Origin of the sequence: Endozoicomonas sp. YOMI1, from assembly GCF_024606345.1 — a bacterium.
Taxonomy (GTDB): Bacteria; Pseudomonadota; Gammaproteobacteria; order Pseudomonadales; family Endozoicomonadaceae; genus Endozoicomonas.
This window is the reverse complement of record NZ_JAHHPM010000172.1, coordinates 1-12,951: the sequence shown is the minus strand read 5'-3', so window position 1 is coordinate 12,951 and position 12,951 is coordinate 1. Positions and strand designations below refer to the sequence as shown.

The following is a 12,951-nucleotide window of genomic DNA, read 5'->3' as shown; positions in this document are numbered from 1 at the left end:
CCATGGAAAAAATCACCCAGGGCCATCATGGCAGCCTGAGCCTGGATATGGTTCAGGACAACATCAGCAAACTGAAGCAATTGTTTCCGGAATTGATCACGGAAGACGCCAGCGGTGCAAAAATTGATGTGGATGTGCTGAAAGAACTGGTGGGCAATCAGGTTATTGATGGCGATAAGGAACGCTATAACTTCACCTGGCATGGTAAAGCCGCCGCCCGTCGTCTGGCGCAAACACCCTCTACCGGCACCCTTCGCCCCTGCAAAGAAGAATCAAAAGACTGGGACACCACGCAAAACCTGTTTATTGAAGGCGATAACCTGGAAGTGCTGAAGCTGCTGCAAAAGAGCTACCACAAAAAGGTGAAGATGATTTATATTGATCCGCCCTATAATACGGGGAAGGACTTTATCTACAAAGATAACTTCAAAGATAATATCGCCAATTATAAAAAAATAACAGGGCAAATCGATGCTGAGGGTAACCCACTAAATAGTAATTCAGAAACATCAGGCCGTTACCATACTAATTGGCTAAATATGATGTATCCAAGGCTAAAGCTTGCCCGAAATCTTCTGAGAGATGATGGCGTAATCTTTATTAGCATCGATGAAGCTGAGCTTGCTAACCTTGTTCGAGTTTGCGATGAGTTTTTTGGTGAAGAAAACAGGCTTGGCGTCATTGTCTGGAAAAAGAAAACGAACGGAAATAATATGGGTTATATCCCACCCGTTCATGATTATTTTTTAGCTTATGCCAAAATTGTCTCTGATAATTGTTTGCTAGGTTTTCCATTAACAGATCAGTTTCTTGAAAAGACGTACTCAAATCCAGACAATGATCCACGCGGACCATGGACAACTTCTGATTTATCTGCAAACCATGTTGGTCCGTACTTTCAGATAACCAACCCAGAAACTGGTGATCAATTTTTACCTCCTAACGGGCGATACTGGGTTTTTGGCGAAAATGAAGTAAAAAAAAGGATTTCTGAAGGCCGTATCATTTTTGGAAAATCAGGGACTGGTCGCCCTATTCAAAAGAAATTCTTGAACGAAAGAACTTCAATGCGCCGTAAAGCTGAGTCATGGTGGGATAAGCATGGAATGAATGAAGATGGGACATCAGAGGTGGGAGAGCTTTTGTCTCCAAAAATATTTTCTCATCCAAAGCCTTCAATCACCATAAAACATTTATCTAATATTTGCACCCAAAACGATGACTTAGTATTGGATTTCTTTGCCGGCTCAGGAACCACCGCTCATGCAGTAATGCAGCTTAACAAAGAAGATGGAGGAAACCGTAAATTTATTATGGTCCAGCTTCCAGAAATGACTGGTGAAAAATCCGATGCATATAAAGCTGGTTTTAAAACTATTGCAGAAATAAGCAAGGAGCGGATTCGTTGTACAGCTAAAAAAATAATGAAGGACGCCCCTGGCTATATTGGAGACCTTGGATTTAAAGTTTTTAAACTGGATTCTAGCAATATAAAACCTTGGGATGCCGATTTTGAGAATCTCGAACAAATGATTCTTGGTGCCGACGACAGTCTGAAAGAAGACCGCTCCGCCAAAGATGTACTCTACGAAATCCTGCTGAAATACGGCCTCGACCTGACCCTGCCTATCGAAGAACACGTTCTGGCCGGTAAAACCGTGCACAACATTGGCTGCGGCGCTTTGATGATCTGCCTGGATGATGAGATCACTCTCGATGTCGTCAATGCCATTGGTGAGCTTAAGAAAGAATTGCAACCGGAAGTCATGCGCGTGGTGTTCAAAGACGCTGGCTTTGCTGACCCAGTCGTTAAAACCAATGCCATTCAGGTGCTCAAGCAGTTTGGCATTGACGATGTGAAAAGTATCTAAGGACGGGATAGACAATGAAGATTCAATTTGATCCCGATCTGGATTATCAAAAAGTGGCCATCAATTCGGTGGTCAGTGTCTTTGAAGGCCAGGAAACCTGCCAGACCAACTTTTCCGTACCGGCTTACAGTGCCCCTGCTGCCCATCAGGCTGATCTCTATCAGGGGGCGGAATACGACGATCTGGGTGTGGGTAACCGACTGGAACTGCTGCCCGATGAGCTGCTGGATAACGTGCGACAGGTGCAGTTGAACCAGGGCCTCAAACAATCCAAAAAGCTGAACTCCATGGACTTTACCGTGGAGATGGAGACCGGCACCGGCAAAACCTACGTTTACCTGCGCTCAGCCTTTGAGCTGAACCAGCGTTATGGCTTCACCAAGTTTATTATTGTGGTGCCATCGGTGGCCATTAAGGAGGGAGTGTACAAGTCGCTGCAAATTACCGAGCAGCACTTTAAAGCGCAGTACAACAACGTTCAGTACGATTACTTTGTTTACGATTCTCAAAAGCCGGACCAGGTTCGCAGCTTTGCCACCAATGATTATATTCAGATCATGGTGATCAATATTGATGCCTTCCGCAAAAGCTTTACCGATCCGGATAAAGAGACCAAAGCCAACCTGATCCACCGAACCCACGACAAACTCAGTGGTATGAAGCCCATCGAGTTTATCCGTTCGACCCACCCGGTGGTGATTATTGATGAACCTCAGAGTGTGGACACCACCGCCAAGTCCAAAGAAGCGATTGCTTCTCTGAACCCGCTGTGTACGTTCCGCTATTCTGCGACCCATAAAGACAAGCACAACCTGCTGTACAAGCTGGATTCCATTGATGCTTACGAGCAGAAGCTGGTGAAACAGATTGAAGTGGCCCATATCGATGTGCGCGATGGGCACAACAAGGCCTACATCAAACTGCTCGACACCAGAAGCAATAACAGTGGCATCTCGGCAAAGATCGAAATGGATATCATGCAGTCCGGCAAGGTCAAGCGGGTGGTTAAAACCGTCAAAGCCAACGATGATCTGTATGAGTTGTCTGGCGGTCGTGATGTCTATGAAGGCTATGTCATCAACGATATTTACTGCAAAACCGGCGATGAATACATCGACTTTACCAGCAAGCCCGATGAGATCCGCAAAGGCGAGCTGATTGGCGGTGTCGACGACGATGAGTTTAAACGTCTGCAAATTCGCAAGACCATTGAAGAGCATCTGGAAAAAGAGCTGTTGCTGATTCCCATGGGCATTAAGGTCCTCAGCCTGTTCTTTATCGACAAAGTCGCCAATTATCGCTTTTACCAGGATGGCGTTGCCCAGCCCGGCAAGTACGCCAAAATCTTTGAAGAAGAGTATGTCAATATTGCCCGCAAAGGGAAATATCGCAGCCTGTTTGAAGAGACCTCACCAGAGGCGTTAGTAAGCCAGCTTCATAATGGTTACTTCGCCATTGATAAAAAGAAAGACAGCGCCGGTGAAGCACAGTTTAAAGACTCCAAACTCTCTGCCAAGGGCGAAGGCGGGAAAACGGCGGCGGATGAAAGCGCCTACAACCTGATCATGAAAGAGAAGGAACGGTTGCTGAGCCTGGACTGCAAACTGAAGTTTCTGTTCTCCCACTCTGCGCTGAAAGAGGGCTGGGATAACCCCAATGTGTTCCAGATTTGCACCCTGAACGAAACCGCCTCGGTGATTAAAAAACGTCAGGAGATTGGTCGTGGTCTTCGCATTGCCGTTAACCAGCAGGGTGAACGGGTTCATGGGTTTGAGGTGAACACGCTGACGGTGATGGCCAATGAGTCCTATGAGGATTTTGTCGCCAGCCTGCAAAAAGAGATCGAGGAAGAAGAAGGTATTCGCTTTGGCGTGGTGGACGACCACCTGTTTGCCAGTATCGTGATCAGACACCAGGGGGAAAAACCGGAATTTCTTGGCGCTGAGAAGTCAGAACAGATATGGCAACACCTGCTGGATGCCGGTTATATCGACAAGAAAGGCAAGGTTCAGGATGATCTTAAAACGGCCCTGAAGGTGGGCAACCTTGACCTGCCTTATGACGTGATGGCCCAATCAGAGCAGATTCAGGCAGCGCTGAAAAAAGTAGCGGGCGGCCTTAACATCAAAGACAGCAGCAAGCGGGAAACAGTAAAACTGAATAAAGCTGTTTTCCTGGGTGAAGAGTTCAAGTCGTTGTGGAAGCGCATTAAATACCAGACCACGTACCGGGTGGATTTTGATCACCATGCCTTGGTAGAAGAGTGTGCCAAAACCATTGAGAAAGACCTGGTGGCCGGTAAAACCAAGTTTGAGTACGCCAAAGGCACCGTCGCCACCAAGCGCAGTGGACTAGAAGTAACGGAGAGCAAAACCCAAACCTATACCTATGATGCCAAAGACTATAAATTGCCGGACATCGTCAGTTATCTGCAAAACGCCACCAACCTGACCCGTCGTTCAATCGTCAGCATCCTTACCCAGTGCAACCGGCTTGATGCCTTCCGTAATAACCCGCAGAAGTTTATTGATGAAGCCACTAACATCATCCAACGGGTGATGCGCCGGTTTATTGTGGATGGCATCAAATACCAAAAGATTGGTGATGACCATTTCTACTGTCAGGAGCTGTTCCAGGATAAGGAGCTGAAAGGCTATCTGGGTAAGAATATGCTTGAATCGGGGAAATCGGTGTATGACCATGTTATTTACGACTCCGATGTAGAGCACGACTTTGCCGAAGCCTTTGAGAAAAGTGAAGAGGTGAAGGTTTACGCCAAACTGCCAGACTGGTTCAAAATCGATACCCCACTGGGTACCTATAACCCGGACTGGGCGGTGCTTGTGGAGAACAATGGCAGCCAGAATCTCTATTTTGTGGTGGAAACCAAAGGCTCACTGTTCAGTGATGCCCTGAGGCCAACTGAGCAAGCGAAGATTGATTGTGGGCGGGAGCACTTTAAGGCATTGGGTGAAAATGTTAGCTTTGCCAAGGCTAATAATTTTGAGTCTTTTGTTGATCAGGTGGCGGGATAAGCCACTTATTCAGTAAATAAAGGCAGCACTAACACAGCCGATTAACGCAGATTACGACTCTATATACAGGTATTTCAATGTCACCAGGAAATTTTCTCGAGGGTTTGTTTTATAAGGCTTCGTCAGAGCTTTGGACTGATATTTTCATTTGGTTAATTCTGGGTGTATTTGTACTGGCTATTTTTGAGGCAAGTCGTGGAAAACATTCACGCTTTCTCGAACATGCACCCAACGTCATGACTTCATTGGGCATTCTGGGAACCTTTACCGGGATTATAATTGGTCTGTTGCATTTTCAGCCCGATAAGATTGATGAGAGTATTTCATTACTGTTAGATGGTCTGAAAACAGCCTTTATCACCAGTTTGGTGGGTATGTTTGCTTCGATTCTCTTCAAAGCGTTGGATGCATGGAAATTTGCCCCGATTAGGGAAGATGGGGATGAGAAAGAAGATGTAACCCCTAAGGATATTTATCAGCAGCTATCCGGACAGACAGAACTACTGACTCAGCTGAGAGAAAGTCTGGCCGGCAACGAGGATGGTTCAGTCAACGGCCAGCTTAAGAATCTTCGCATGGATCTTCAAACGGCTGGAAAAAAACGTGATGAAGAGTATCAAGCCTTTGCCCTGAAACTCTGGACGCAAATGGAGAGCTTTGCGGATATGCTCTCCAAGTCGGCCACCGAACAAGTTATCGAAGCTCTGAAGCAAGTTATTGTGGAGTTTAATCAAAATCTGACAGAACAATTTGGAGAAAACTTTAAAGCCCTTGATGCTTCGGTCAAAAAACTGGTGGATTGGCAACAGCAATATATGGAACAGCTGACCCAAATGAGCCAGCAATACGCAGAGGGAGTCAAAGCAATAGACAGTACTCGGGATGCCGTATCCACCATCAGTGAAAAAACAGGAGAAATCCCGGCGTCTATGGATCAGCTGAAAGCTGTACTGGAAGTTAATCAGCATCAAATTGCGGAGCTTCAGCGCCATTTAGAGGCTTTTGTAAATATGCGAGACCAGGCAGTTAAGGCAGTGCCTGAAATTCAGTCTCAAGTTAAGGGAGTAGGAGATCAGCTTCAGCAAGGCGCACAGGAAATGAAAAAGGTCATGTTGGAAGGTGCGACCCAGTTCAGTACCTCCGTCAACCAGACCAATGCCTCTATTACCAGTATGGCCGATAGCCTCACAAGTAATGCCGACTCGATCACTACCACTTTGAAAGATGGATCTGAACAGGTTCATAAAACCACCAGAGATATGGTGGAGCGTCTTGAACACAGCAGTAAGAATCTTCAGGGTGAGCTTGAGCGTTCTATTAGTGCAGTGCTTACCACCATTCAGGACCAGTCAAAGAAATCTCTTGGTGCTGTAGAAGGTCAAATCCGGGAGGCTGTCAGTCGTTCAGGCGAAGGGGTTAACAGACAGCTTGCGGCACTTGACCAGTCATTGCAGCAGGAGCTGAACCGGGTAATGCAAGAAATGGGTAAAGCACTGACCAGCATCACACAGAAGATGGCCGAAGACTATCACCGTATGATTTCCACTCATAAGCCGCCCCAGGACAATGACAAGGGGTACGGTTACTGATGAAGAAAATCATAGGGCAATCCAGCAAGGCCAATCACCAGGACAGTGAACACTGGATGAATGTTTCCGACCTTATGGCCGGGTTGATGATGGTTTTCCTGTTCATATCCATTGCCCTAATGCGCTCTGCCATTATTGAACGGAACAAAATCAAAGATGTTGCAATTGCGTACCAGGGCAACCAGGTAGCTATTTATGAAAGTCTGATGGCAGAGTTTAAGGATGATCTGGCAAAATGGGATGCTGAAATTGACAGGGATTCTCTGGCTTTCAGGTTCAAATCGCCGGATATTTTATTCGACACAGGCAAGTCCGAAGTTACTGATTCATTCCAGCTTATTTTAAGTAATTTCTTTCCGAGATTTCTCTCTACCCTTGAACAGTTTAGTGATGTAGTTGAAGAAATAAGAATCGAAGGGCATACCAGCTCTGACTGGGAGGGTTCAAGTACGGAAGATGCATATTTCAATAATATGAATCTTTCCCAAAAAAGGACAAATTCTGTCCTTAAATATATTCATGATACAGAAGCCAATAAACAACGCAGAGATTGGATCAGAATGAATGTCGCAGCTGTTGGTTATTCCTCCTCAAGACCGATATTGACAGATGATGGACTGGAAGATGCCATTAGATCTCGTCGGGTTGATTTCAGAGTGGTAACGAACGCTGAAACACAAATAAGAAAAATTCTGGTGGAATAATCAATATGAAGCTTGACGTTGACTTTAGTGCTTTGTGGAATATTGCCAGCCAAATTGGAGCTGGTCGTAGCAAGTTTTCATTGGATGATGAAGTCAAGCCTATCGACGAAATTGACGTAAGTTTGAGCGGGGAAGGTATTGAGGTTAACCCTGAAGAACTTCAGTTAAGGGGAGGGCTTTTCTCCTATGAGGGGCGACAGGTTGTTCTTTATATTCCTAACCACACAAACAGAGGCATTGAAAAAGCATTAGTAGAGAAAGCAGAACGAAAGAAATTCCATGTCACATTTTGTTCTACTCTGCATGATATGAAGAAAAAGAAGCAGTTTGAAAAATACAAAGCAACAAATAATCTTTCGGGGGAATTTCATATTTTCGGTAAAAGTAAAATTGACCGAACCACAAAAGAAGGTGATGTCAGTCTTGATGTGTGCATGTTCTGTCTTGAAAAGCTCAATTATCAGGGAGCTTCTGACAGAAACATCCGCCGGATGGTAAGGGATAACTTTGATATACCGCAGTTTTTCTCTACATACAGTTCCTTCTTTCCTTATTTACCCAGCGGTATTGGCGGCGATCCCGATAAAGCAGACTATTCATCTGATTGGCGAACTGTATCCCAAAATTATCGGGCATCAAGAAACTACACCTGCGAAAATTGCCATGTAAATCTGAACAGCCATAAAAATCTTCTTCACACCCATCATATCGATACAATCCCTGGTAATAATCGCCCTGAAAACCTTCAGGCACTCTGTGTTGATTGTCACCGAAAAGAGCATGGTCACATGCATGTCAAACATCGTGACATGCAAATTATTACCCAGCTTAGACTGGAACAAGGTTTGATTGAGAAACAGTGGAGCAAGGTACTCCAGCTCGCCGATTCAGCACTCGATGGTGTGCTTATAAAGTTACAAAAGAGAGGGTATCAACCTCCAGAAATTGGCTACTCAATAACCAACAATCGTGGCGATGTTATTACTATCGCCGATGTTGCCTGGCCTGAGAATAAATTAGCCATAACCATCGAAAAGATTGATCAGGCTATACCAGGTTGGAAGATTGTTCAGCCTGAAGATTTCTTATAAAAACAAAACCGTTGCCAATCAATAATGATCAAGTTGATGGGGTCGATATGGCTTGTATATTTATTGAACGTGATTCTCGTATATGCAGCCAGCCACCATCAAACTGTTTCTTGTCAAAGGCAGCCCAACCGGACTGAGTACCGCCGAAATTTCCAATTGGACAGGCAAGGCCATTGCCGGACCTCGAAGTGATCTTGATGATTTTCTGACTCGGCCAGAGTTGAGCAGCCCAGGGGTTTATCTGCTAACGGGCACTGATTCTGAGTCTGGTGATCCGGTTTTTTATATAGGCGAAGCAGAGGACGTTTCCAAGCGGCTGAAACAGCATGCCAAAAATGAGGAAAAAGACTACTGGATTCATACCTCTGCCTTTGTCAGCAAAGACGATAACCTAACGAAAGCCCATATACGCTACATAGAGGGAAAACTGATTCAATTGGCCCAAACTAATAAGCGAACCATTATCATGAATAATGCTGCAAGTGGCTCTTCATTGCCTGAAGCGGATCGTGCAGAAATGGATGTTTATATTGAGCGCATGTTGCAGCTACTACCTGTGTTGGGGATTCACCACTTGGTATATTCTTTGCCAGCGACCAAGTCTGGCAGTACCATTACCGCTTTTGCATCAGAGAGTGCACCGTTATTTCATTGCAAGGTCAAAGGCTCGCTTATGGCAACTGGTAAGCGCTCTGAGGGTGGCTTTACCGTTTTTAAAGGCTCACAGGCGGTTGAAAACCCGGTTAATTCTTGCCCTGAACGCTTGCGGGCCAGTAGAACCAGGCTAATTGAAAAAGGCATACTCGCGGAAAGTGATAATTGTTATGTCTTCACCGAAGATTATGAGTTCAGTAGCCCCAGTGCAGCTGCCTGTACGCTTAGGGGGCGAAGTACTAATGGTCCGACTTCCTGGGTCAATGATCATCAGCAATCTTTAAGGGATCTTGGGCTTTAACTTAAACCTCCACTTCGTACTGCGCCAGGCTCGGCGCAGTACCTTTGATCTCACCTTTTTCAATAAATACTTTTTCCCCAACACCCACAGACTCCCCTTTAACCGCAATAACCGAGCATGATATCCTTATCAACAAGATCATACTGCCCGCCAACCTGAGAGCCTTGCTGCTCACCCAAAACAATCACGCCATCAATCAACCGCTTTCCAATCTGCTTATTTCTACTGGCTTTGATGGCGTGAAATTCCTCGATCAGATAGCCCCCGACAGATTGCCAGTATTTCTGGGTTCGCCATGTTTCATGTCGGCTCATAGTTCGCCCCTTGAACAAAATCAGCCCTTACTCTCTTTAACTGCCCAGTTCTATACATTCAAAGCTTCGACAAAATCCTGCCTGCCCAAAATACGAACAATCAAAACCCCATCGTCAAGCTCAGAGTAATAGACAGCATGAACTCCATACACACTACGTCGATAACCTTCACGTATATGACGGATAGCAGGGTAATGATTTGGGTGCTGCGCCAGCAAGTTCAGATGCGTTTCCAAGCCATCCAGATAACGACTGGCCTGCTCATACCCGAAACAATCAAGACCAAACTCGAATATCCGCTCAATATCCTGTCCGGCTTCCGCCGACAGGCGGTACTTAGTCATGCTTGACTCTCCGGGCTAATACACGCTCCCGGATATCGTCTACTGTATCGTTGCTGATCCCGCTGTTTTCACCGGTAATAAGTGCACTCCGAAGAGACTCTGTCGCCTCCTGACGCTGCCTGGCCTGGCGAATCAAGTCATTCACTACTTCACTTTTACTGCCATACTCGTCGCTCTCAACCTGAGCCTGCAACCATTGGTCATTGGGTGAAGTGAGGGTAATGCTTTGCCTGGCCATGGGTCATCTCCTGCCTATCTATTGTGGTGTAATATTACACCAGATTAGCACAGATGCGACCATTGCCCAGGTGTCTCAGGAATGAAAGTAAAAGATGGGAACAGGTTCATGGCATGCAACATTACTGCCGGTAGTCGTGGTTACCGGCCTTACCAACACTAGGAAATAATCAAGATGAACTGGCACGGACTAGCAGCCAGAGCGTTCCACTGCAAAACCCTGCCACATCAGCCGCTGCAACCAGTCATCAGGAAAGCCCATCTTGCGAACATCAATGCGGTGGGCATTAATCAACTTAACCAGACGATCCTGCCAATGGTTTTCACCACAAATCTTTTCCATCAAATAGGCAAGAATCACAAAGGTGTTGTATAGCTTTCTGAGCTGCCGGTCATATTCGGGCTTAACAACCAGACTGCTGACCAATTGTAAATCCGCCTTTCGGGGTAGCATGGGAGTTTTCGTGAAATCACGATTCCAAAGGCGGGCATGATGCGCTGCATGATTCCGGACTAAAGACAGATGCTCGCAAAATGAAGTCATCACCTTTTCATCCAGCCCGTAAATGCGACTGATTGACTGCCGGTCATGTCGGTATTTGATATTGCCAAACCATTTTGATAGCTGCCCCATGGTCAACAATTCAACCACAGCCCATACCGGCGGCAATGAGTCACTGTATTTATCAACCAGATGCCGGATGAAGTCTTCTTTGCTTCTTTTGATATCCTTTTCCAGGTTATGCAGGCTATTGGCATAAATGACTGGATCCGAAAAAATTTCGGACTTCAAATGAGGGTGCGCAGTCTGGTGATTATGGCTCAGATGATAGGCAAATTGTGTACGCAATGAGACTTCTATTCGCTCAATAGCGTCCATCACCAGCAACCTGAGTTCCCGATCAAAAATATAGAGGTTTAAAATATCGTCAAATGACACGCCATCAGTGAAGCAATGAGAGGTTTGATCCCCCTCAAAAGGCAAACAGTAGGCAGTAAAACGATAATAATTGATCTGCCCAAGGTAAAATTCAGCCTTTGCAGTGTCAGACACTTCCAGATTTCGTTTCTGAAGCTTCTGTACTTGCTCCGCAAAGGTAATAGGAGGTTTGAGATAAGGGGACTTGTGGGCTGGTTTCTTTCCGGAGGAACTCATAGAACCCTTCTATGGCCGATAAGTTATTGGATTTATTGATCCCCAAAAACGAGTAACCCCTCGCGGTGCGCTGATCTAACGGGAAGCGGGAGGGGTATTGTTACGGCAAACTATAGCGTAACTGGCAGCGAAATCAAGTGCGGTTTCATCTGATGACAGCCCTGTTTATAAGGCCGCTGGAGCAATATCAGAAGGACTCTCGCTTGAATGTCGCTTTAATGCTTGGTTTTCCACCCTATTCGCACCCCAGTATTCCTGTTCAATCCTTTTACAATTCGCCCAGAAGTCAGGCGGGTTACGATGGATCAGGTGGGTATAACGACGTAGATTATCCCAAGTCTTATGACCACTGCGTATGGCCACCTCCGGAATACTCATCTTCTGTTCGAAGAAGCGGGAAATACCTTCATGACGGAAAGAGTGAAATCGCAATTCCGGAAATCCAAGCGCCTTGGTTCGCTCTGAAAATTTGGTAGATATCGACTGTGCCTTGTAGGGAAAAATCCGGTCCTCACCCTCGGTTCTTGGCTGCATAGCAATAATTTCGAGGCAGGCCGGACACAGCGGCACTTTCTGGTGATTGCCGTATTTCTTCTTGGGGTCTTTCCTGTCCCGGATAATGACCTCGCCATTTTCCACATCCAGGTCGCTGTAGCGAATATTGCAAATCTCCCCTTCCCTAAATGCACTGTATATGCTGAATAACATCAGATGGTGGTAAGGTACTTTTGCCCTTGGGTTGTTGTACCCCTCCAGAAACTCTTTATAAAGCAGATACACCTGATGCTCTGTTGGGCGTGTATCGTCTTCTTTCGACTTGCCCACCAGCTTCAGCTTCCAAAGCTCTTTCATCAGATCATCGGTAATAAACCGTCTGAAATACAGGCCAACCCGTTTTTGAAAATCCAAAGCACGACGCAACACAGATACATAAAGATGGTTGGTGGCAGACGTTACTTTTTCTAATCGTTCATCCAGAAGATCAATCAACATATCTCCGGTAATTTCTTTCGAGCGTTTCTCAGTTAACCAGCATTTTTGCCAGAATTTGATAGCCTGCATCCCGGTAACTGATCCGGCTCTCTTTCGGAAGTGATTCCATTTTCCGGCAATACGCTTCCAGATACTGATTCAAGGTAATATCACCGGACCTGGATTTGGCAGACTCGTATCGAAGGCTGTCCTGCTCAGCATTCAACGACTGTTCCTGCATTTCTGCTTCAACGGCTTTTGCCCAGGCTCTGCCTGAAGCCTTGTCAGGGAAAGTCAGGCTCTCGGTAGCGGAAAAGTGTTTCTTGCGAACAGTCACCACATAACGATAAACATTACCGTTTTTCCGCTTCCTTTTTTGGCAGGAAATAGTCATACAACAATATCCCTATGTATCATATTATTATTTTCAGGTTGCAATTTAGGTTACAAATAACGTCTTTATATGATACTAAATGATACTTAATCGTTATAAAAGGGATATTTAAAGGCGATAAGAATCAATAAGTTACATAATATACAACTACTGACTCATGATATGTGGTACGAATTTCATAGTGATAATTTGATAATTAAATCAATGAGTTAGAGAAATGACTTGAGATTTAGAGTAACCATTCGCTAAATCCATTATTCAAGCATCAATAGCCCTGTTCAGCTATCCT

Annotated in this window: 12 protein-coding genes; 6 read left to right on the top strand and 6 right to left on the bottom strand. The window is 45.4% G+C overall.

What is annotated here, in order from left to right; translation table 11 throughout:
• Window positions 1-2 precede the first annotated feature (2 nt).
• From KDK15_RS05970 to KDK15_RS05945, 6 genes are all read left to right on the top strand, one after another.
• Window positions 3-1,871, top strand: coding sequence for a site-specific DNA-methyltransferase (locus KDK15_RS05970; protein WP_257294452.1), 1,869 nt, complete (start codon window positions 3-5; stop codon window positions 1,869-1,871).
• 14 nt (window positions 1,872-1,885) lie between these two features.
• On the top strand, window positions 1,886-4,906 hold the full coding sequence (locus tag KDK15_RS05965) for a type III restriction-modification system endonuclease (RefSeq protein ID WP_257294451.1): 3,021 nt from the start codon (window positions 1,886-1,888) through the stop codon (window positions 4,904-4,906).
• A 77-nt stretch (window positions 4,907-4,983) separates the two neighbouring features.
• Window positions 4,984-6,495: a MotA/TolQ/ExbB proton channel family protein gene (locus KDK15_RS05960; protein WP_257294450.1), complete on the top strand. Its 1,512-nt coding sequence runs from the start codon at window positions 4,984-4,986 to the stop codon at window positions 6,493-6,495.
• Window positions 6,495-7,199, top strand: coding sequence for an OmpA family protein (locus KDK15_RS05955; protein ID WP_257294449.1), 705 nt, complete (start codon window positions 6,495-6,497; stop codon window positions 7,197-7,199). Before KDK15_RS05960 ends, KDK15_RS05955 begins: the two co-directional genes overlap by 1 nt.
• Window positions 7,200-7,204: 5 nt before the next feature.
• Entirely contained in the window at window positions 7,205-8,290 is a 1,086-nt protein-coding gene (locus KDK15_RS05950) for an HNH endonuclease (RefSeq protein WP_257294448.1), read from the top strand.
• Window positions 8,291-8,372: 82 nt separating this feature from the next.
• A complete protein-coding gene (locus KDK15_RS05945) occupies window positions 8,373-9,245 on the top strand; it encodes a GIY-YIG nuclease family protein (protein ID WP_257294447.1) in 873 nt (290 codons plus the stop codon).
• 98 nt (window positions 9,246-9,343) lie between these two features.
• Here the strand turns inward: KDK15_RS05945 and KDK15_RS05940 are convergent, their stop codons facing one another.
• The 6 genes from KDK15_RS05940 to KDK15_RS05915 form a co-directional block, all read right to left on the bottom strand.
• The gene (locus KDK15_RS05940; protein ID WP_257294446.1) at window positions 9,344-9,559 is read right to left on the bottom strand and encodes a hypothetical protein; all 216 of its coding nucleotides are present in this window, start codon (window positions 9,557-9,559) and stop codon (window positions 9,344-9,346) included.
• Between the two features lie 50 nt (window positions 9,560-9,609).
• Window positions 9,610-9,903: a type II toxin-antitoxin system RelE/ParE family toxin gene (locus KDK15_RS05935; RefSeq protein WP_257294445.1), complete on the bottom strand. Its 294-nt coding sequence runs from the start codon at window positions 9,901-9,903 to the stop codon at window positions 9,610-9,612.
• A complete protein-coding gene (locus KDK15_RS05930) occupies window positions 9,896-10,141 on the bottom strand; it encodes a type II toxin-antitoxin system ParD family antitoxin (protein ID WP_257294444.1) in 246 nt (81 codons plus the stop codon). The genes KDK15_RS05935 and KDK15_RS05930 overlap by 8 nt, the downstream gene beginning before the upstream one ends.
• Before the next feature lie 189 nt (window positions 10,142-10,330).
• Entirely contained in the window at window positions 10,331-11,296 is a 966-nt protein-coding gene (locus KDK15_RS05925) for an Abi family protein (RefSeq protein WP_257294443.1), read from the bottom strand.
• A gap of 165 nt (window positions 11,297-11,461) precedes the next feature.
• Window positions 11,462-12,358, bottom strand: coding sequence for a tyrosine-type recombinase/integrase (locus KDK15_RS05920; protein WP_257294442.1), 897 nt, complete (start codon window positions 12,356-12,358; stop codon window positions 11,462-11,464).
• Window positions 12,318-12,662: a hypothetical protein gene (locus tag KDK15_RS05915; RefSeq protein ID WP_257294441.1), complete on the bottom strand. Its 345-nt coding sequence runs from the start codon at window positions 12,660-12,662 to the stop codon at window positions 12,318-12,320. The genes KDK15_RS05920 and KDK15_RS05915 overlap by 41 nt, the downstream gene beginning before the upstream one ends.
• Between the last annotated feature and the right edge of the window lie 289 nt (window positions 12,663-12,951).